This is a genomic window from Pseudomonas baetica, assembly GCF_002813455.1.
Taxonomy (GTDB): Bacteria; Pseudomonadota; Gammaproteobacteria; order Pseudomonadales; family Pseudomonadaceae; genus Aquipseudomonas; species Aquipseudomonas baetica.
The window spans coordinates 3,531,737-3,551,820 of record NZ_PHHE01000001.1 but is presented as its reverse complement, the minus strand read 5'-3'; the positions used below and the strand labels follow the sequence as shown (position 1 = coordinate 3,551,820).

Sequence of the window (20,084 nt, the reverse complement as noted above, 5' to 3'; positions counted from 1 at the left end):
GCTATTGCTTGCCCAACGCAAAGTTGGGCAAAGCCCCCAGCGGCTGGTTGAACTGATACGGTATCGACACCAGCCCCAGCCCGGTATTGCGCTGCACCACAAAGTGCAGGTGCGGGCCGCTGCTGTTGCCCGTGTTGCCCGACAGCGCCAGTGGGCTGCCCACCGTCACGCGCTGCCCCTCGCGCACGCTCACCGATCCTTGCTTGAGATGCAGGTACACGCCCATCGTGCCGTCGTCGTGCAGCACTCGCACGAAATTGCCGGAAGGGTCGGTGCCGCGGCCACTCTGCGAGTTCTCGGTTTTCACCACCACCCCTGCCCGCGCGGCAATGATCGGCGTGCCCACCGGCATGGCGATGTCCATCGCATACTTGTTCTTCGGCCCGTAATGGCTGTATTGGCCCTCGGCGCCCTGACTCAAGCGAAACGGCCCCCCACGCCATGGCAGCGGATAGCGATAGCCCTGGGCCGCTCCGCCAGGATCACCCAACGCATATTGAAACTGCGGCGAATACACCAGTGGCTTGCCAGCGGTAATCGCCGTCAGCAACGCCAACCGGGTATTGCTGCGTGCCGGCAGCACGCGGCGGATCGTTTTAGTCGGCACGCCGCGCACATTGCTGATGCCGGTAAATGCCAGCGCAATCTCGACCGGCGCATACAGAGCGTTGCGCACGAACACCACGTCGGCGCCCTTCTGCTTCTTGATGTCGAGGTACACCTGCCGCTCAAGACGTTCAACCATCCGATCCTGAAAGACGAACACCTGCGAGCCTTTGCTCGGACGGTCGCTGTACGAGACCACGCCGTTGGCATCGGTGGATTTGTAGATGGTCATGGCCACAACCGAGGAGGAAGCCAGGACAAGACCAATGAAAAACAGCAGGCGAGCGAGCATTGGCAAGAGTCTGTTGAAGTAAGGCCTGGGAAAGAGCCTAGCAGGTGAAGTAGACCAGGCTAGTCGACAGATGTTTCAAATTGGGCAGTCTGGGAGATTGATGGTGCAAGTGATGGCCCCTTCGCGAGCAGGCTCGCTCCCACCTTTGAAATGCATTCCAATGTGGGAGCGAGCCTGCTCGCGAAAGCGGTGTGTCAGGCGCTGAAGATTACGCGCCGGGGACAAAGTGCTTCTGCGCCGTGCCACGGGCGATCAGGCGGGAAATGTAGTCGAGCTTCTGCGCGTCCTGATCGACGAAGCGGAAGGTCAGTTGCAGCCAGTCGCTGTCGGCTTTCTGCTCAAAAGCGACGATCGCGTGCAGGTAACCGTTGAGGCGGGCGATTTCAGCGTTGTCGCCCTGCTCCAGATCGAGCACGGCGCTGTCGAGGATCTGCGGCAGGGTGTCGGTGCGTTTCACCACCAACAGCGCTTCCTTGATACTCAGGGCCTTGATCACGCATTGCTGGTTGCCGCTTGGCAGGCGCAACTGGCCTTGCCCACGACCACCTGCAGGCGCTGCCGAAGCGGCTGGCGCTTTGACCGGCGGGCTGTTGAGCAGACCACGCGACGGTGCAGCGGCTGGCGTCGGCGCGACAACGGCTGGCTTGGCGAACGGGTTGACCGCAGCGGCCGCCGGGGCACCGCCGATCACGGCAGCCTTGCCGCCGGTCAATGCGCTGAGGGAGTCGTTGCCGAATGCCGAGTTCATCTTGGTTGGCGCGCTGTTCATCAAGGTGTCGAGCTTGCCGACCTTATTCAGCGCCTGTTTGACCTTGGTCAGCAGTTGCTCGTTGGTGAACGGCTTGCTGACGTAACCGGAAACACCGGCCTGAATCGCCTGGACGACGTTTTCCTTGTCGCCACGGCTGGTGACCATTACGAACGGCATGGTCTTGAGGTTGTCTTGCTCGCGGCACCAGGTCAGCAGCTCAAGGCCGGACATTTCCGGCATTTCCCAGTCGCACAGAACCAGGTCGAACGCTTCCTTGGCCAGCATGGCCTGGGCCTTTTTACCGTTGACGGCGTCCTCGGTGCGGATCCCCGGGAAGTAATTACGCAGGCACTTTTTCACCAGGTCACGAATGAACGAAGCATCGTCCACGACCAACACACTGATCTTGCTCATCCAACACCCCTATAAAAATCCCGGCAAGCATACCGCTTTGCTGATGGCACATTGCCAACAATCTTCAGTCACGCCGGGACTTTTCGTTCGCGGGTGCTGCTTTTTAATTCGAAAGCCCCTAACAAAAACGCCCAGCCAAAGGGCCGGGCGCTTTTCTCAGGCAATCTTACTTATCGTCAGCATTGCCCGGAACATTAGCGGTTTCACCGCTTGTGCCTTCAACTTCTTCCTTCATGCGCTTGAGGCCCATGTGACGCACATCGGTGCCGCGCACCAGATAGATCACCAGCTCAGAGATGTTGCGCGCGTGGTCGCCGATACGCTCCAGCGAACGCAGCACCCAGATAATGCTCAAGACCCGCGAGATAGAGCGCGGGTCTTCCATCATGTAGGTGGCCAGTTCACGCAGGGCGGTCTTGTATTCGCGGTCGATGATCTTGTCGTACTGCGCCACCGACAGGGCCAGATCGGCGTCGAAGCGGGCAAACGCGTCCAGCGCATCGCGAACCATGTTGCGCACCTGGTCGCCGATGTGGCGAACCTCGACGTAACCGCGCGGCGCTTCACCTTCCTCGCACAGTTGAATGGCGCGGCGAGCGATCTTGGTCGCTTCGTCGCCAATGCGCTCAAGGTCGATCACCGACTTGGAGATGCTGATGATCAGCCGCAGGTCAGACGCCGCCGGCTGACGACGGGCCAGAATGCGCAGGCATTCTTCGTCGATGTTGCGTTCCATCTGGTTGATCTGGTCGTCGATCTCACGCACCTGCTGAGCCAGACCGGAGTCGGCTTCGATCAGAGCGGTCACCGCGTCGTTGACCTGCTTCTCCACCAGCCCGCCCATGGCCAGGAGGTGGCTGCGCACTTCTTCCAGTTCGGCGTTGAACTGCGCGGAAATGTGGTGGGTAAGGCCTTCTTTGCTAATCATGTTGGCGTCCTTGGAGCGTCCGGTAAAGTGCGGCGGGCCGCAGTCAATTCAGTGAGCGACAACCAGCTTCTGTTAGCCATAACGACCGGTGATGTAGTCTTCGGTCTGCTTCTTCGCCGGATTGGTGAACAGGGTATCGGTGTCGCCAAATTCCACCAGTTTGCCCATGTACATGAACGCCGTGTAGTCGGACACCCGCGCCGCCTGCTGCATGTTGTGGGTGACGATAACGATGGTGAACTTGGATTTCAGCTCGTAGATCAGCTCTTCAACCTTCAGGGTCGAGATCGGGTCGAGGGCCGAGCACGGTTCGTCGAGCAGCAGCACCTCCGGTTCCACGGCGATGGTGCGGGCGATGACCAGACGCTGCTGCTGACCACCGGACAGACCGAGGGCCGATTCGTGCAGACGGTCTTTGACTTCGTCCCACAGTGCCGCGCCTTTCAACGCCCACTCGACTGCTTCGTCGAGAACGCGTTTCTTGTTGATGCCCTGAATGCGCAGACCGTAAACCACGTTTTCGTAGATGGTTTTCGGGAACGGGTTGGGCTTCTGGAACACCATGCCGACGCGACGACGCAGTTCGGCAACGTCTTCGCCCTTGCGATAGATGTTGTTGCCGTACAGGTTGATCGCGCCTTCAACACGGCAGCCGTCAACCAGATCGTTCATGCGGTTGAAGGTACGCAGCAGTGTGGACTTGCCGCAGCCAGACGGGCCGATGAACGCGGTCACGCGCTGTTTCGGGATGTTCAGGCTGACGTCGTACAGCGCTTGTTTATCGCCGTAGAACAGGTTCAGGCCCGGCACTTCAATGGCCACGGTTTCCTGTTCAAGATTCAGGCTCTGCTTGTCGCGACCCAACGCTGACATGTTGATGCCGTGGGTATGTGTTTCGTGCTGCATGGGAGGCTCCCTGTGCTAACAAATTCGGTTCGGTTTTTGTGGGAGCCAGCCTGCTGGCGATTCAGGCGCTGCGGTTTGTCTATGAAACCGCGGTGATGCCTTCGCGAGCAGGCTCGCTCCCACATAGAAATCAGTGCTGCAAATCAGCTATCCAGTGCTTTGTACTTTTCGCGCAGGTGGTTGCGGATATAAACGGCCGACAGGTTCAGTGTTGCGATCACCAACACCAGCAACAGCGCTGTGGCGTACACCAGCGGACGGGCCGCTTCGACGTTCGGGCTCTGGAAGCCGACGTCATAGATGTGGAAGCCCAGGTGCATGATCTTCTGATCCAGGTGCAGGTACGGGTAGTTGCCATCCACCGGCAGCGACGGCGCCAGTTTCACCACGCCCACCAGCATCAGCGGCGCCACTTCACCCGCGGCGCGGGCCACGGCGAGGATCATGCCGGTCATCATGGCCGGGCTGGCCATCGGGATCACAATCTTCCACAAGGTTTCAGCCTTGGTCGCGCCGAGGGCCAACGAGCCTTCACGCACGGTGCGCGGGATTCGTGCCAGACCTTCTTCAGTGGCCACGATCACCACCGGCACCGCCAGCAGCGCCAGGGTCAACGAAGCCCAGAGCAGGCCCGGCGTACCGAAGGTCGGCGCCGGCAGTGCTTCGGGGAAGAACAAGCGGTCGACCGAACCACCCAACACGTACACAAAGAAGCCCAGACCAAACACGCCGTAAACGATCGCCGGAACGCCCGCCAGGTTGTTCACCGCGATACGGATGATCCGCGTCAGGGTGTTCTGTTTGGCGTATTCACGCAGGTACACCGCCGCCAGCACGCCGAACGGAGTGACGATCATCGCCATGATCAGGGTCATCATCACGGTGCCGAAAATCGCCGGGAAGATCCCGCCTTCGGTGTTCGCTTCACGCGGGTCATCCGAGAGGAATTCCCAGATCTTGCTGAAGTAGAAACCAACCTTGGTGAAGGTGCTCATGGCGTTCGGCTGGTAGGCATGAACCACTTTGCCCAGACCGATTTCGATCTCTTTACCGTTGGCATCACGAGCCGTCAGGGCATCGCGGTTGAACTGCGCATGCAGGTCGGCCAGACGCGCTTCGATGTCCTGATAACGTGCGTTCAGCTCGGCGCGCTCGGATTCCATGTCCGCTTGTGCGGTGGCATCGAGTTTGCCTTCGAGTTCCAGTTTGCGACCGTGCAGACGAATGCGCTCCAGCCCCGCGTTGATCGCACCGATGTCAGTCTTTTCCAGCGACTTGAGCTGCGCAGCAAGGCCGTTCACACGGTTGATCCGCGCTTGCAGCTCAGGCCATGCGGCTTCGCCCTCGGCGATCACCTTGCCGTCCTGCTTGACGTTGACCAGGTAGCCGTAGAAGTTGCCCCACTCGCGGCGTTCGATCGCCATCAATTCTGGCGGCGTCTTCTGGTTGGTCAGCCACTCGCCGACGATCCAGGTGAAGTCGTTGCCGTTCAGGTCACGGTTGCCGACCTTGATCAGCTCGCGGGTCATGAATTCCGGGCCAGCGTCTGGCACCGGCAAACCGGCGCTCTTCAGACGGGCGCGGGGCACTTCTTCTTTCTGCACCACTTCGCCGACCACCAGGTGCTGGGCCTGGCCGGGCACGTCGTAGCTGGCGTGGATCAGATCCGCCGGCCAGAAGTGACCTAGACCGCGCACGGCAATCACTGCCAGCAGGCCAATGGTCATGATGACCGCGATGGACACCGCGCCACCGCTGATCCAGACGCCTGGAGCGCCGCTCTTGAACCATCCTTTCAGGGAGTTCTGTTTCACAGACTTCTACCTTTGCTTAAAGCGACGAGTATTTCTTGCGCAGACGCTGACGAATCAGTTCTGCCAGGGTGTTCATGACGAAGGTGAACAACAGCAGCACCAGCGCCGAGAGGAACAGCACGCGGTAGTGGCTGCCGCCGACTTCCGACTCGGGCATTTCCACCGCGACGTTGGCGGCCAGGGTGCGCAGGCCTTCGAACAGGTTCATTTCCATGACCGGGGTGTTACCGGTGGCCATCAGCACGATCATCGTTTCACCGACCGCACGGCCCATGCCGATCATCAGTGCCGAGAAGATGCCCGGGCTGGCGGTGAGGATCACCACGCGAGTCATGGTCTGCCACGGCGTGGCACCGAGGGCCAGCGAACCGAGGGTCAGACCACGTGGCACGCTGAACACGGCGTCTTCGGCGATCGAGTAGATGTTCGGGATCACCGCAAAACCCATGGCAAGGCCGACTACCAGAGCGTTGCGCTGGTCGTAGGTGATACCCAGATCGTGGGAGATCCACATGCGCATGTCGCCGCCGAAGAACCAGTTCTCCATGAACGGGCTCATGTACAGCGACAGCCAGCCCACAAACAGGATTACCGGAATCAGCAGCGCACTTTCCCAGCCATCCGGAACTCTCAGGCGGATCGACTCAGGCAGACGGCTGAAGGTGAAACCGGCGACCAGAATGCCGATCGGCAGCAACATCAACAGGCTGAAAATGCCCGGCAAATGCCCTTCCACATAAGGCGCGAGGAACAGACCGGCGAAGAAACCGAGGATCACCGTCGGCATCGCTTCCATCAGTTCGATGACCGGTTTGACCTTGCGGCGCATGCCCGGGGCCATGAAGTACGCGGTGTAGATCGCGGCGGCAACGGCCAGCGGCGCGGCCAGCAACATAGCGTAGAACGCGGCTTTCAGGGTGCCGAAGGTCAGTGGCGAGAGGCTCAGTTTCGGTTCGAAATCGGTGTTGGCCGCAGTCGATTGCCAGACGTATTTAGGTTCGTCGTAGTTCTCGTACCAGACCTTGCTCCACAGCGCGCTCCAGGACACTTCCGGGTGCGGGTTATCGAGCAACAGCGGTTGCAGCTTGCCGCCGGCCTCGACGATCACGCGGTTGGCACGCGGCGACAGACCGAACAGGCCCTGGCCTTCAACAACCTGATCGACCAGCAACGTGCGGTGCGCCGTACTGTGGAATACGCCGAGCTTGCCGTCGGCATCCAGCGCGAGGAAGCCTTTGCGGCGCTCTTCGGCGGTGATCTCAATGATTGGCGCCTTGCCCATCTGGAACGTACGAATCTGCTTCAGGCGCTGCTCGCCATCGGGGTCACGAGCCATGAACCACTGGGCCAGACCACCTTTGGAGTCACCGATGATCAGCGAGATACCACCGACCAGTTGCGTGGTCGCGGTGACTTCAGCGTCAGCGTTTTCGAGCAATTTGTAGCGACCGTTGAGGCTCTTGTCGCGCAGGCTGAACACGTCGGCCTGGGCACGACCGTTGACCACGTACAGCCACTGCTGGCGCGGGTCGACGAAGATGTTTTTCACAGGTTCGGTCATCTGCGGCAGATCAATACGCTTCTGCTCGTTGGTGACTTCGCCAGTCATCATGTTTTCTTCGCTGGTCAGCGACAAAACATTGAGTTGCGAACCGGTCGACCCCACCAGCATCAGCGTCGTATCGGTGGCGTTGAGGCTGACATGTTCCAGCGCACCGCCGGCTTCGTTCAGCGCAATCGGCGTTTCGCCGTACGGGTACTCGATGGCCGGGTTAATGGTTTTCTTGCCATCGGGGTAGCTGACTTTATAGGTGTGACGGAACACCAGCGCCTGACCATTGGACAAGCCCACGGCCACCAGCGGATGACCTGGCTGGTCTTCACCGATGGAGGTCACGGTTGCGCCTGCCGGCAACGGCAGATCGACGCGCTTCAACTCAGCGCCACTGTCGAGATCGAAGAACAGCGCCTGGCCCTTGTCGGAAACGCGCATGGCCACCTGATTCTGCTCTTCGAGCGAAATCATCAGCGGCTTGCCGGCGTCCTGCATCCAGGCCGGGGTGATGGCATCTTTCGCGGTCAGGTCGGCACCCTTGAAGAGCGGCGCGACGACATAGGCGAGGAAGAAAAAGATCAGGGTAATGGCTGCCAGCACCGCCAGACCGCCAACTAGGACGTACCAGCGAGTGAAGCGATCCTTGAGCGCGCGAATGCGGCGCTTGCGTTGCAGCTCAGGCGTACTGAAATCAATGCGCTTGGGAGGATTAGTAGTCATTTGGGAATTGGCCAGATCATTCATGCGCTCACCCTAGCGATCCTGTATGACAGAAAGATGACAATGCAGTGACGCAGCAAATCCACCGCCAACGGAGCTGGCAGAGGATCGAAAATTTGAGAAGTGTATAAAAGGCCGGTCTGCGGGCAGATCCGGCCTTTCACCTGAGTCCGAAGGGGTTCACCCCGGACTCAATTTGTTACTTCTTGGCGACAGCGCCGCCTTCCTGCAGACCCAGGTCAGCCAGTGCTTTTGCAGCAACCTTGGCTGGCAACGGGATGTAGCCGTCTTTCACAACAACTTCCTGACCCTGTTTGGACAGAATCAGTTTCACGAACTCGGCTTCCAGCGGGGCCAGAGGCTTGTTCGGGGCTTTGTTGACGTAAACGTAGAGGAAGCGCGACAGCGGGTACTTGCCGTTCAGGGCGTTTTCTTCGGTGTCTTCGATGAAATCGGTGCTGCCTTTCTTGGCCAGAGCTACCGTTTTCACGCTTGCGGTCTTGTAGCCGATACCCGAGTAACCAACGCCGTTCAGCGAGGAGCTGATCGACTGCACGACCGAAGCCGAACCAGGTTGTTCGTTGACGTTTGGCTTGAAGTCGCCTTTGCACAAGGCTTCTTCTTTGAAGTAGCCGTAGGTGCCCGATACCGAGTTACGACCGAACAACTGAACCGGCTTGTTCGCCAGGTCGCCGGTCACACCCAGCTCGCCCCAGGTTTTCACGTCGGTTTTAGCACCGCACAGGCGAGTGGACGAGAAGATCGCGTCGACTTGCTCCATGGTCAGACCCTTGATCGGGTTGTCCTTGTGCACGAATACTGCCAGGGCATCCACGGCAACCGGAATAGCGGTTGGCTTGTAGCCATATTTGGTTTCGAAGGCTTGCAGCTCGTTGTCCTTCATCTTGCGGCTCATCGGGCCCAGGTTAGCGGTGCCTTCAGTCAGCGCAGGTGGCGCGGTCGAAGAACCGGCGGCCTGAATCTGGATGTTTACGTTCGGGTATTCTTTTTTGTAGTTCTCAGCCCACAGGGTCATGAGGTTGGCCAGGGTATCGGAGCCGACGCTGGACAGGTTGCCCGACACACCAGTGGTCTTGGTGTAGCTCGGGATAGCAGGGTCAACAGCGGCAACCGCGTTGGCAGTCGCAACGCCAGCAGCGACAAAAGTCATTGCCGCCATCAAACGCTTCAGTTTCATGCCTTACTCCTAGCAGATAGGGTGTGTTAAGTCGGGGCCAAGTATCAGCAGGCCGAGTGAACACTCTATGGCTGAAATATGACAATTGGATGAAAGGCCAGCATTCGGGTTTTTACTGGATGATTCGTGGTGCCCCCTTCGCGAGCAAGCCCGCTCCCACCGCTTGAAATGCATTCCAATGTGTGGCGAGCCTGCTCGCGAAGAGTCCGGTACTGCTGGAGGAGGTTTCGGATCAGCGACCCTTCTTCCAGAGCCACGCGCCAACAAGAATCCCCATCGCACACAGCACCGCCACATAGTAGGCCGGCCCCATCGCGCTTTCTTTCAGCAGCAGGCTCACCACCATCGGCGTCAAACCACCAAAGATCGCGTACGCCACGTTGTACGAGAACGACAGCCCACTGAAACGCACCACCGGCGGGAAGGCTTTAACCATCACATACGGCACCGCACCGATGGTGCCGACCAGAAACCCGGTCAGCGCATACAGCGGGAACAGCCAGTTCGGGTGATCCGCAAGGCTGTGATAGAAGGTCCACGAGCTGATCAGCAGACCGAGGCAACCGAAGACAAATACGCGACCGGCACCGAAACGATCCGCCAGTGCGCCGGAAATGATGCAACCGATGCTCAGGAACACGATTGCCAGACTGTTCGACTGCAGCGACTCGGTCGGCGTGAAGTGATAGACCGTTTGCAGCACGGTCGGCGTCATCAGAATAACCACGACGATCCCGGCAGAAAGCAACCAGGTCAGCAGCATCGAGATCGCAATCGCGCCGCGATGGTCACGCAGCACCGCGCGCAGCGGCACTTCTTCGGCCAGTGCCTTGCGCAGTTGCAGCTCGGCAAACACCGGTGTTTCGTGCAGCCAGCGGCGCAGATACACCGAAAACAGACCGAACACGCCGCCAAGCAGAAACGGAATCCGCCAGGCGTAATCGGAAACTTCCACAGGCGTATAGATGCTGTTGATCGCCGTGGCGACCAGCGAGCCAAGCAGGATGCCAGCGGTCAGTCCGCTGGTAAGCGTGCCGCAGGCATAGCCCATGTGCTTTTGCGGTACGTGTTCGGAAACGAAGACCCACGCCCCCGGCACCTCACCGCCAATCGCCGCGCCTTGAATCACGCGCATCAACAACAGAAGGATCGGCGCCCACATACCGATCTGCGCATACGTCGGCAGCAGACCCATGATCAGGGTCGGCACGGCCATCATGAAGATGCTCAGGGTGAACATCTTCTTGCGCCCCAGCAGGTCGCCGAAGTGCGCCATGACAATGCCGCCCAGCGGACGTGCGAGGTAACCGGCGGCGAAGATGCCGAAGGTCTGCATCAAGCGCAGCCACTCGGGCATGTCGGCCGGGAAGAACAACTTGCCGACCACCGTGGCGAAGAAGACGAAGATGATGAAATCGTAAAACTCCAGCGCACCGCCCAGGGCGGACAGCGACAGAGTCTTGTAGTCATTGCGGGTCAACGGTCGTGCGGGTTGCTCGGGCTGCGCGAGGCTCGAAGGCGCTGTGGTCATGGCAAGGGCTTCTCTTATAGTCGGATCTGCCGCCACAACAACGCTGGCGGTGGCTTGGGCAGGTTCGGCACCATAGCAAATTGTTCGAAAAAGCACATAGAGGCGCGTATTTGACGGTCAAAATCAGAACCGGATGGTCGTCGCGGAGTCTACCGACCGATATACTCGCCACCTTGCCCCGGTTTGTAGGGGGTTGCTGTGCGAAAACGTCGTTGGCCCGCCCTTTGAACGGAGCAGCCGGTTTCGCAGAGTTTCCCTTCAGGCGGCTTATGGAAAACGTGACGAACGTAGTATGTTCGGTGCTGAATCGTTTTTCCTGAAGACGGCTACCACCAGCAATACCAACAAGAGTCACGGGTCAGAGGCACCCCCGGCATGATAGAGCTCGAACAAGAAGATCCGATCCCGCAAGGCGACCTGGCCCTGCAAATCACCGCTCTCCCGCGTGAAACCAACGGCTTTGGCGATATTTTCGGCGGCTGGCTGGTGGCGCAGATGGATTTGGCCGGCACCGCGATGGCCAGCCGTGTCGCCGGAGGCCGCGTGGCCACCGTTGCCATCGACCGCATGGCGTTCCTGGTTCCGGTCGCCGTTGGCGCGCAATTGTCCTTTTATACGCAGACCCTGGAAATCGGCCGCAGCTCGATCCAGATGATGGTTGAAGTGTGGAGCGACGATCCGTTGTCCAGCGAGTGGCGCAAAGTGACCGAAGCGGTGTTCGTTTTCGTTGCCATCGACGGCAGCGGTCGCACCCGTTCAGTGCCACCGCGCGCGCGTTAAACATCGCGGCCGATTTGCGGTCGATAGTCGTCCCAAGTGTCTGATCGAGAGCTGCCCTATGAACACGCCCAACGTTGAAGCCGTGAAACTGGATGAACTGAACTGCTGGCGCATCCGCCACGGTCAGGCCGAAGTGCTGGTTGCCCAGCAAGGCGCGCACATCCTCAGTTATCAGATCGACGGCCAGCCGCCGATCATCTGGCTCAACGACAAGGCCGAGTTCAAGACTGGCAAAAGCATCCGCGCCGGTGTGCCGGTGTGCTGGCCGTGGTTCGGCAAATTCGAACGCAACCCGCAGAACGTGCAGGCCATGTACACCGGTGAGCAGCCGGCACCTGCGCACGGTCTTGTGCGAGCGATGGATTGGGAGTTGGGCGGCATCGAATCGGAGGCTGACGGCATCAAGGTAGAGTTCAAACTGCCCTACCCCGAAGGCGGCCTGCCGGGCTGGCCGCATCAGGTCGATCTGACCCTGACCCTGCACTTGTCCGAGCATTTGAGCTTCAGCCTGACCAGCCATAACCGTGGCACTGACACCGTCAGCCTCAGCCAGGCGCTGCACACATACTTCGCCGTCAGCGATGTGCGCAATGTGCATGTCGATGGCGTGGATGGCTTGAATTACATCGAGACGCTGGACGACTGGAAGACCAACGCCCAGAAAGGCGATCTGCATTTTGCCGGTGAGACCGACCGCATCTACCTCGATGCGCCGCCACAACTGAGCATCGTCGACCCGACCTGGGAGCGCCGCATTGTGCTGACGGCTACCGGTTCGCGCACCGCCGTGATCTGGAACCCGTGGATCGACCGCGCCGCCGCGCTCAGCGACATGGACAACGACGGCTGGCAGCGCATGCTGTGCATCGAGACGGCGAATGTGATGGACGACGTGGTGACTTTGGCGCCGGGCGCTAGCCACACCATGGGCGTTAGTGTCGCCAGCAAGCCGCTCTAACAAACACCGCAAAACAAACTGTGGGAGGGGGCTTGCTCCCGAAGGCGGTGTGTCAGATACATTAATTTGACTGACACACCGCTTTCGGGAGCAAGCCCCCTCCCACATTTGTTATGTGCAGGTCTTAGAGATCCGATTCCTGCACCACCCGCACTTTGTCCGCCTCCAGCGCATACGCCGCGTCAGCCAGATCATTGCTGACCTTCTCGACCTTCAGCGTGCCGGTGACCCACAGCGGCGTGTAGATATCCTCCAGCTTCAAACCCTTCGGATAACGCACCAGCACCAGTTGATTCGGTGGCGGTGGCGGCACGTGGATGCACGCGCCCGGATACGGCACAAGGAAGAACAGCGTGCTGCGGCCCTTGGCGTCGGACTCCAGCGGCACCGGATAACCACCGATGCGGATGTGCTTGTCGTTCATCGCCGCCACGGTTTTGGTCGAATACATCACCGCCGGCAGACCTTTGGCCTGCTTCATCCCGCCCTTCTCGGTGAAGGTGCCGGTGGCTTCCGGGGAGTTGTGGTCGATGTCGGGCATGGCCTCAAGGGCCTTTTGATCCGACTTGGGCATCAGTTCGAGCCAGTCGGTTTCCGGCAGTTCGCCGGCGTGGGACAAACCGCTGCCCAGGAAAAGGAGAGTCAACAAAATGCGGCGCATGGAGGAGCTCGGTAGAAGGAAGGAACATTGAATCGCCGAGCATTCTAGCCCTCCCCGCCCGATTGGCAGAGAGGGCTTTGTCGCTTTGGATCAGTTCTTTTTGATCAGGCCGTAGATCACCAGCAACACGATCGCGCCAACCAGTGCGCCGATGAAACCTGCGCCCTCGCCCGCCCGATAGATGCCCAGAGCCTGGCCGCCGTAGGTGGCTGCCAGCGAACCGCCGATACCGAGCAGGATGGTCATGATCCAGCCCATGCTGTCATCGCCCGGTTTCAGGAACCGAGCCAGCAGGCCGACGATCAAGCCGATAAAGATGGTTCCGATAATTCCCATGGCATTTCCCTCTGTGTGAATTGGCTATGCCAAAGCCTAGACAGACTTTGGCATCCTGCCATCAGAGAACGGCGGCCACTGAATGGTTCCACCGCGGCCACATGAAACTGTTTTACTCGGCGATCAGCGCTTCGACCTTGAGGATCTGCGCTTCAAGCGTGGCCTTGTCGGCGCAGCGCAGGTTGGCGTGACCGACCTTGCGTCCGGCCTTGAAAGCCTTGCCGTAGTGGTGCAGGTGGCAATCTTCGATGGCGATGACCTTCTCCACCGGAGGAACCACACCGATGAAGTTGAGCATCGCGCTCTCGCCAACCTTGGCTGTCGAACCCAGCGGTAGACCGGCAACGGCGCGCAGATGGTTTTCGAACTGGCTGCACTCGGCGCCTTCGGTGGTCCAGTGCCCGGAGTTGTGCACGCGCGGGGCGATTTCGTTGGCCTTGAGGCCACCGTCGACTTCAAAGAACTCGAACGCCATCACGCCGACGTAATCCAGCTGCTTGAGCACGCGACTGGAATAGTCTTCGGCCAGCGCCTGCAACGGGTGATCGGTGCTGGCAACGGACAGCTTGAGAATGCCGCTGTCGTGGGTGTTGTGCACCAACGGATAAAACTTCGTTTCGCCATCACGAGCGCGCACGGCGATCAGCGAGACTTCACCGGTGAACGACACGAAGCCTTCCAGCAGGCAGGCGACGCTACCGAGTTCGGCAAAGGTGCCCACCACATCTTCAGGCTTGCGCAGGACTTTCTGGCCCTTGCCGTCATAACCCAAAGTGCGGGTTTTCAGCACGGCTGGCAGGCCGATCGAGGCGACAGCGGCCTCCAGATCGGCTTGCGACTGGATGTCGGCGAAGGCCGGGGTCGGAATGCCCAGGTCCTTGAACATGCTCTTTTCGAACCAGCGGTCGCGAGCGATGCGCAGGGCTTCGGCGCTCGGGTAGACCGGCACGAATTGCGAGAGGAACGCCACGGTTTCAGCCGGGACGCTTTCGAACTCGAAGGTCACCAGATCGACTTCATCGGCCAATTGACGCAGATGATCCTGATCGCCGTAATCGGCCCGCAGGTGTTCGCCCAATGCGGCCGCACAGGCGTCCGGCGCAGGGTCGAGGAAAGCGAAGTTCATGCCCAGCGGGGTGCCCGCCAGGGCCAACATGCGACCCAACTGGCCGCCACCGATTACACCGATCTTCATCTCAACAACCTCAGGCAATACGTGGGTCTGGATTGTCCAGGACGCTGTCTGTCTGCTCGGCACGGAAGGTTTTCAGTACCGCGTGGAACTGTGGATGCTTGGCGCCGAGGATGCTCGCCGAGAGCAGCGCGGCGTTGATCGCGCCTGCTTTGCCGATGGCCAGGGTAGCGACCGGAATACCGGCCGGCATCTGCACGATCGACAGCAGCGAATCCACGCCCGAAAGCATCGACGACTGCACCGGAACGCCCAGCACCGGCAGGTGGGTCTTGGCCGCACACATGCCTGGCAAGTGGGCTGCGCCGCCGGCACCGGCGATAATCACCTCGATGCCGCGGCTTTCAGCCTCTTCGGCGTACTGGAACAGCAGATCCGGGGTGCGGTGGGCAGAAACCACCTTGACCTCGTACGGGATGCCGAGCTTTTCCAGCATATCGGCGGTGTGGCTAAGGGTGGACCAATCGGACTTGGAGCCCATGATCACGCCAACCAGTGCACTCATCGTCGCGCCTCTTCTCTCTGGGCGCCCGCAGGCGCATCAAAAACAACAAGCCACGCAGGTTGCGTGGCTTGATTGTACGAAAAATGGCCGGAGGTACCGGCCGAAGGCCGCGCAGTATACCGCAAAGAAAGCAATAAACAGCCCCCGTCACGACCATCTGTCATTTGCCGCAAAAGCCCGGTTTTATTGACCTGAAGGTCAGCGCAGACGCACCTCAAATTCCATTGTGGGAGCGAGCCTGCTCGCGAAGAGGGAGTGTCAGTCAACATTGATGCTGCCTGACCCACCGCATTCGCGAGCAGGCTCGCTCCCACAGGGGCTGCGGGTGGGTTCAGGAGTTTTGCGCGGCCCCACCTTCCAGCTTGCGCCACAACAACCGCACGTTGGCCTTGCGCACCAGCGCGCAGCGATACAGACGAATCTCCAGCGGCACATGCCATTGCGGGCCGCCACAGACAACGAGTTCACCCCGGGCCAACTCGGCGCGCACGCTCAGTTGCGGCACCCAGGCGATCCCGAGGCCTTCCAGCGCCATGCTTTTCAGGCTGTCGGCCATGGCGGTTTCGTAAATGGTGGTGAAACGCAGTTGACGCTGGCGCAGCAAACCATTCACCGAACGCCCGAGAAACGCCCCGGCGCTATACGCCAGCAGCGGCACGCTGGCGTCACCTTCCAGATCGAACAGCGGTTTGCCATCGGCATCCGCCGCGCACACCGGGAGCATCTCGGTCTGGCCCAGGTGCAGTGACGGGAAAATTTCCGGGTCCATTTGCATGGCCGCGTCCGGGTCATAGAACGCCAGCATCAGATCGCAGCCCCCTTCACGCAAGGCATGCACCGCGTCGCCGACGTTGGTCGCGACCAATCGCGTGGCGATGTTCAAACCTTCATTGCGCAGTTGTGCGATCCAGCGCGGAAAGAAACCCAGCGCCAACGAGTGAGCAGCAGCAACCTGCATCACCTCACCCTGCCCGCCTTCCAGATGATGCAGATGGCGCAGCACTTCGCCGAGCTGTTCGACCACCGTGCGCGCGGTCACCAGAAACAGCTGCCCCGCCGCCGTCAGTTCGACTGGCGTGCGCGAGCGGTTGACCAATGTCAGCCCCAGCGCGGCTTCCAGGCTGCGAATCCGCCGACTGAACGCCGGCTGGGTCACGAAGCGTCGTTCGGCGGCCTGCGAGAAGCTGCGGGTGGCGGCCAGAGCACTGAAGTCCTCGAGCCATTTGCTTTCCAGATTCATCACGTCCTCCCGGACACGCACCAAAACAGGTCACACGTCTGCCGCGCACGCGGCGTCACACGGGCATTATGCCGAATGTGCATAGGTCAGTGCTGAACAGCATTGGCCCAAAATTTCCTACAAGCCTAGCATTCGCAGCGTTCCGGCATCGACCGGGTCCATATCGAGATGATTTCTATCATGTCCTCCGCTGCATCTTTCCGCACAGAAAACGACCTGCTTGGCGCCCTCGACGTACCGGCTCAAGCGTATTACGGCATCCAGACCCTGCGAGCGGTGAACAACTTCCGCCTCTCGGGCGTTCCGATTTCGCATTACCCGAAACTGGTTGTCGGTCTGGCGATGGTCAAACAGGCCGCCGCTGACGCCAACCGCGAGCTGGGTCACCTGAGCGAAGCCAAGCACGCTGCCATCAGCGAAGCCTGTGCCCGATTGATCCGCGGTGATTTCCACGAAGAGTTCGTGGTCGACATGATTCAAGGTGGCGCCGGTACTTCCACCAACATGAACGCCAACGAAGTGATCGCCAACATTGCGCTCGAAGCAATGGGTCACCAGAAAGGCGAGTACCAGTACCTGCACCCGAACGACGACGTGAACATGGCGCAGTCGACCAACGACGCCTACCCGACGGCCATCCGCCTGGGTCTGCTGTTGGGTCACGACACCCTGCTGGCCAGCCTCGACAGCCTGATTCAGGCGTTCGCGGCCAAAGGTAAAGAATTCGATCACGTCCTGAAAATGGGCCGTACCCAATTGCAAGACGCCGTGCCGATGACCCTCGGCCAGGAATTCCGTGCCTTCGCCACCACCATGGGCGAAGACCTGGCCCGTCTGAAGACGCTGGCCCCGGAACTGCTGACTGAAGTGAACCTGGGCGGCACCGCGATCGGTACCGGCATCAACGCCGACCCGCGCTATCAAGCGTTGGCTGTGCAGCGTCTGGCGTTGATCAGCGGTCAACCGGTGGTAGCGGCAGCCGACCTGATCGAAGCCACCTCCGACATGGGCGCCTTCGTCCTGTTCTCCGGCATGCTCAAGCGCACCGCGGTCAAGCTGTCGAAGATCTGCAACGACTTGCGCCTGCTGTCCAGCGGCCCACGCACCGGCATCAACGAAATCAACCTGCCAGCGCGTCAGCCAGGCAGCTCGATCATGCCCGGCAAGGTCAACCCGGTCATCCCGGAAGCCGTTAACCAGGTGGCTTTCCAGGTTATCGGTAACGACTTGGCGCTGACCATGGCGGCTGAAGGCGGCCAGTTGCAACTGAACGTGATGGAGCCGCTGATCGCGTTCAAGATCTTCGACTCGATCCGCCTGCTGCAACGCGCCATGGACATGCTGCGCGAGCACTGCATCGTCGGTATCACCGCCAACGAAGCCCGCTGCCGCGAACTGGTCGAACATTCGATCGGTCTGGTCACCGCGCTGAACCCGTACATCGGCTACAAAAACGCCACCCGCATCGCCCGTATCGCCCTTGAAAGCGGCCGCGGCGTGCTGGAACTGGTGCGCGAAGAAGGTCTGCTCGACGAAGAGAGTCTCGCCGACATCCTGCGCCCGGAAAACATGATTGCTCCGCGTCTGGTTCCGCTCAAAGGCTGAGCCGACGCGTTACTTGTAGCACCGCTCACCAGGTCGAGGGACTAGACACCTCTCACCTTTTGAGGGCTTGGGGATCAGTCCCCAGGCCCTTTTTTTTAACTTTCCGCCCCTGAGACCCGTATGTCTGGGGACTGACCAATGTGGGAGCGAGCCTGCTCGCGAAGGCGGCGGCACATTCAACAACAGTGCGCCTGATAAACCGCTTTCGCGAGCAGGCTCGCTCCCACAAAAAGAGCAGTTCCCGCACAAACCCGGCGCCGGTAACGCCGGGTGCTTCAAAGCCTCGTTTCGTCGCTTGCACCACGACTGTGCAGACGGGCGCGCCTCTGATCGGTATAGTGCCGCCCCTCTTCGCATGAGCGGTCGTCGGTAACGAGGCCATAACCCATGCGAAACCCGAACTAATAACAAACCCGCGAAATGGATCCGGGACGAAACCTTCGCCTCACCCGTCGTGCCGCGCGCACACCGGTGTAACACGATGTTTCTTCCATCCAGCATTTGCTTACACAATAAACAGCGAGGAAAAATCCATGCTCGAAGTCATTAACGACTTCCTCTCAGGGAAAGTACTGATCGTGCTCATTGTCGGGCTCGGTAGCTACTTCACGATTCGCTCGCGTTTCGTTCAATTGCGCCACTTCTTCCACATGTTCGCGGTGTTCCGCGACAGCCTCAAGGGCAGCGCCGGGCAACTCAGCTCGTTCCAGGCCCTGATGCTCAGCCTTGCCGGCCGTGTCGGTGCAGGTAACATCGCCGGTGTCGGCATCGCCGTGACCCTGGGTGGTCCGGGTGCGGTGTTCTGGATGTGGGTGACCGCACTGGTCGGCATGTCCAGCAGCTTCTTCGAGTGCACCCTGGCCCAAGTGTACAAACGCGCCGATGGCGACGGTCTGTACCGTGGCGGCCCGGCTTACTACATCCAGCACGGCCTGAAGCTCAAAGGCATGGCGGTGGTGTTCTCGATCCTGCTGCTGGTCACCTACGGCTTTGCCTTCATTGGCCTGCAGTCCTACACCGTGACCCACTCGCTGCAGAACGCCTTTGAATTCAACCCACAACACACCGGTATCGTCCTGGCAGTGCTGCTGGCCATCACTTTCATCGGCGGCATCAAGCGCATCGCCTCGGTGTCCGACCTGCTGGTACCGATCAAGACCCTGGCCTACATCGGCGTGACCCTGTACGTGATCGGTACTCAGATCGAACAGGTGCCAGCCATGCTGGAAACCATCTTCAAGAGCGCCTTCGGCCTCGACCCGGCCTTTGGCGGCCTGCTCGGCAGCGCCATCGTCATGGGCGTGAAGCGTGGCGTGTTCGCCAACGAAGCGGGCCTGGGCAGTGCGCCAAACGTCGCCGCCGTGGCCGCCGTGAAGCACCCGGGCGCGCAAGGCGTGGTTCAGGCCTTCAGCGTGTTCCTCGACACTTTCGTGATCTGCACCTGCACCGCGTTGCTGATCCTGCTGTCGGGCTTCTACACCCCGGGCTTCGAAGGTGACGGCATCGTCCTCACCCAAAACTCGCTGGCCGCCGTGGTCGGTGACTGGGGTCGCATGTTCGTCAGCGTCGCGCTGTCGCTGTTCGTCTTCACCTGCATCCTCTACAACTACTACCTGGGCGAAAACAGCCTGCAGTTCCTCACCCGCAACCGCGCCGCGCTGATGATTTTCCGCGGCCTGGTGCTGGCGCTGGTGATATGGGGTTCGATGCAGGATCTGTCGACCGTGTTCGCCTTCGCCGACATCACCATGACCTGCCTGGCCTTCGTCAACCTGGTGGCCCTGGCCATGCTGTTCAAGGTCGGCATGCGCGTGATGCGCGACTACGACGCGCAGCGCCGCGCCGGCGTCAAACAGCCGGTGTTCGACTCCAGCAAATTTGCTGATCTGGACCTCGACCTGAAAGCCTGGCCGACCAATCCGTCTGCCGCTGCCGGCAAGACTGAAGCCGAGCCGCAAGGCGTGCCTGCAGCGCAACGCTGACAGGTAAATGACGGGCGCATCCCCTGCGCCCGTCAGTTATTGTGATGCAATACCTGTGGGAGCGGGCTTGCTCGCGAATGCAGTGTGTCAGGCAAAATTCTTGTATCTGA

General features: G+C 60.3%; 17 protein-coding genes. 4 read left to right on the top strand and 13 right to left on the bottom strand.

Annotated features, from left to right (window positions below; translation table 11 throughout):
* Position 1: 1 nt before the first annotated feature.
* From ATI02_RS16105 to ATI02_RS16070, 8 genes are all read right to left on the bottom strand, one after another.
* Positions 2-898: a M23 family metallopeptidase gene (locus ATI02_RS16105; RefSeq protein WP_095187863.1), complete on the bottom strand. Its 897-nt coding sequence runs from the start codon at positions 896-898 to the stop codon at positions 2-4.
* Between the two features lie 208 nt (positions 899-1,106).
* The gene (locus ATI02_RS16100; RefSeq protein ID WP_095187862.1) at positions 1,107-2,063 is read right to left on the bottom strand and encodes a response regulator; all 957 of its coding nucleotides are present in this window, start codon (positions 2,061-2,063) and stop codon (positions 1,107-1,109) included.
* 166 nt (positions 2,064-2,229) lie between these two features.
* Entirely contained in the window at positions 2,230-2,991 is a 762-nt protein-coding gene (phoU, locus tag ATI02_RS16095) for a phosphate signaling complex protein PhoU (protein WP_016985766.1), read from the bottom strand.
* Positions 2,992-3,063: 72 nt separating this feature from the next.
* Positions 3,064-3,897, bottom strand: a complete 834-nt coding sequence (gene pstB / locus ATI02_RS16090) for a phosphate ABC transporter ATP-binding protein PstB (protein ID WP_095187861.1) — start codon at positions 3,895-3,897, stop codon at positions 3,064-3,066.
* A 143-nt stretch (positions 3,898-4,040) separates the two neighbouring features.
* On the bottom strand, positions 4,041-5,711 hold the full coding sequence (gene pstA, locus ATI02_RS16085) for a phosphate ABC transporter permease PstA (RefSeq protein ID WP_100846780.1): 1,671 nt from the start codon (positions 5,709-5,711) through the stop codon (positions 4,041-4,043).
* Between the two features lie 16 nt (positions 5,712-5,727).
* The gene (locus ATI02_RS16080; RefSeq protein WP_192886607.1) at positions 5,728-7,761 is read right to left on the bottom strand and encodes an ABC transporter permease subunit; all 2,034 of its coding nucleotides are present in this window, start codon (positions 7,759-7,761) and stop codon (positions 5,728-5,730) included.
* A gap of 424 nt (positions 7,762-8,185) precedes the next feature.
* Entirely contained in the window at positions 8,186-9,184 is a 999-nt protein-coding gene (locus tag ATI02_RS16075) for a phosphate ABC transporter substrate-binding protein PstS (RefSeq protein WP_100846778.1), read from the bottom strand.
* Positions 9,185-9,416: 232 nt separating this feature from the next.
* Positions 9,417-10,715 (bottom strand): MFS transporter, encoded by a 1,299-nt coding sequence (locus ATI02_RS16070; protein ID WP_095187857.1) that lies wholly within the window; start codon positions 10,713-10,715, stop codon positions 9,417-9,419.
* Positions 10,716-11,090: 375 nt separating this feature from the next.
* Between ATI02_RS16070 and ATI02_RS16065 the strand changes: the two genes are divergently transcribed.
* Both ATI02_RS16065 and ATI02_RS16060 read left to right on the top strand, forming a co-directional pair.
* Complete coding sequence (locus tag ATI02_RS16065) at positions 11,091-11,495, top strand: acyl-CoA thioesterase (protein WP_003229628.1); 405 nt, start codon at positions 11,091-11,093, stop codon at positions 11,493-11,495.
* A 58-nt stretch (positions 11,496-11,553) separates the two neighbouring features.
* Entirely contained in the window at positions 11,554-12,453 is a 900-nt protein-coding gene (locus ATI02_RS16060) for a D-hexose-6-phosphate mutarotase (protein ID WP_095187856.1), read from the top strand.
* A gap of 124 nt (positions 12,454-12,577) precedes the next feature.
* On the opposite strand, the gene ATI02_RS16055 is transcribed toward ATI02_RS16060, so the two are convergent.
* The 5 genes from ATI02_RS16055 to ATI02_RS16030 form a co-directional block, all read right to left on the bottom strand.
* Positions 12,578-13,114 carry a DUF3299 domain-containing protein gene (locus tag ATI02_RS16055; RefSeq protein WP_095187855.1) on the bottom strand — a complete coding sequence of 179 codons (537 nt, stop codon included), beginning with the start codon at positions 13,112-13,114 and terminating at the stop codon, positions 12,578-12,580.
* 90 nt (positions 13,115-13,204) lie between these two features.
* The gene (locus tag ATI02_RS16050) at positions 13,205-13,450 is read right to left on the bottom strand and encodes a GlsB/YeaQ/YmgE family stress response membrane protein (RefSeq protein WP_095187854.1); all 246 of its coding nucleotides are present in this window, start codon (positions 13,448-13,450) and stop codon (positions 13,205-13,207) included.
* A 112-nt stretch (positions 13,451-13,562) separates the two neighbouring features.
* Positions 13,563-14,645 carry a 5-(carboxyamino)imidazole ribonucleotide synthase gene (locus tag ATI02_RS16045; RefSeq protein ID WP_100846777.1) on the bottom strand — a complete coding sequence of 361 codons (1,083 nt, stop codon included), beginning with the start codon at positions 14,643-14,645 and terminating at the stop codon, positions 13,563-13,565.
* A 10-nt stretch (positions 14,646-14,655) separates the two neighbouring features.
* Positions 14,656-15,147 carry a 5-(carboxyamino)imidazole ribonucleotide mutase gene (purE, locus tag ATI02_RS16040; protein WP_095081226.1) on the bottom strand — a complete coding sequence of 164 codons (492 nt, stop codon included), beginning with the start codon at positions 15,145-15,147 and terminating at the stop codon, positions 14,656-14,658.
* Between the two features lie 331 nt (positions 15,148-15,478).
* A complete protein-coding gene (locus ATI02_RS16030; RefSeq protein ID WP_100846775.1) occupies positions 15,479-16,387 on the bottom strand; it encodes a LysR substrate-binding domain-containing protein in 909 nt (302 codons plus the stop codon).
* A gap of 180 nt (positions 16,388-16,567) precedes the next feature.
* On the opposite strand from ATI02_RS16030, the gene aspA reads away from it, so the two are divergent.
* The gene (gene aspA, locus ATI02_RS16025; RefSeq protein ID WP_100846774.1) at positions 16,568-17,992 is read left to right on the top strand and encodes an aspartate ammonia-lyase; all 1,425 of its coding nucleotides are present in this window, start codon (positions 16,568-16,570) and stop codon (positions 17,990-17,992) included.
* Positions 17,993-18,525: 533 nt separating this feature from the next.
* Positions 18,526-19,974, top strand: a complete 1,449-nt coding sequence (locus ATI02_RS16020; protein ID WP_095187851.1) for an alanine/glycine:cation symporter family protein — start codon at positions 18,526-18,528, stop codon at positions 19,972-19,974.
* Positions 19,975-20,084 lie beyond the last annotated feature (110 nt).

Coding starts and splice junctions, on each gene's coding strand:
- ATI02_RS16105 (WP_095187863.1), bottom strand. CDS start 898: ATGCTCGCTCGCCTGCTGTTTTTCATTGGTCTTGTCCTGGCTTCCTCC.
- ATI02_RS16100 (WP_095187862.1), bottom strand. CDS start 2,063: ATGAGCAAGATCAGTGTGTTGGTCGTGGACGATGCTTCGTTCATTCGT.
- phoU (WP_016985766.1), bottom strand. CDS start 2,991: ATGATTAGCAAAGAAGGCCTTACCCACCACATTTCCGCGCAGTTCAAC.
- pstB (WP_095187861.1), bottom strand. CDS start 3,897: ATGCAGCACGAAACACATACCCACGGCATCAACATGTCAGCGTTGGGT.
- ATI02_RS16080 (WP_192886607.1), bottom strand. CDS start 7,761: ATGCAGGACGCCGGCAAGCCGCTGATGATTTCGCTCGAAGAGCAGAAT.
- ATI02_RS16075 (WP_100846778.1), bottom strand. CDS start 9,184: ATGAAACTGAAGCGTTTGATGGCGGCAATGACTTTTGTCGCTGCTGGC.
- ATI02_RS16070 (WP_095187857.1), bottom strand. CDS start 10,715: ATGACCACAGCGCCTTCGAGCCTCGCGCAGCCCGAGCAACCCGCACGA.
- ATI02_RS16065 (WP_003229628.1), top strand. CDS start 11,091: ATGATAGAGCTCGAACAAGAAGATCCGATCCCGCAAGGCGACCTGGCC.
- ATI02_RS16060 (WP_095187856.1), top strand. CDS start 11,554: ATGAACACGCCCAACGTTGAAGCCGTGAAACTGGATGAACTGAACTGC.
- ATI02_RS16055 (WP_095187855.1), bottom strand. CDS start 13,114: ATGCGCCGCATTTTGTTGACTCTCCTTTTCCTGGGCAGCGGTTTGTCC.
- ATI02_RS16050 (WP_095187854.1), bottom strand. CDS start 13,450: ATGGGAATTATCGGAACCATCTTTATCGGCTTGATCGTCGGCCTGCTG.
- ATI02_RS16045 (WP_100846777.1), bottom strand. CDS start 14,645: ATGAAGATCGGTGTAATCGGTGGCGGCCAGTTGGGTCGCATGTTGGCC.
- purE (WP_095081226.1), bottom strand. CDS start 15,147: ATGAGTGCACTGGTTGGCGTGATCATGGGCTCCAAGTCCGATTGGTCC.
- ATI02_RS16030 (WP_100846775.1), bottom strand. CDS start 16,387: ATGAATCTGGAAAGCAAATGGCTCGAGGACTTCAGTGCTCTGGCCGCC.
- aspA (WP_100846774.1), top strand. CDS start 16,568: ATGTCCTCCGCTGCATCTTTCCGCACAGAAAACGACCTGCTTGGCGCC.
- ATI02_RS16020 (WP_095187851.1), top strand. CDS start 18,526: ATGCTCGAAGTCATTAACGACTTCCTCTCAGGGAAAGTACTGATCGTG.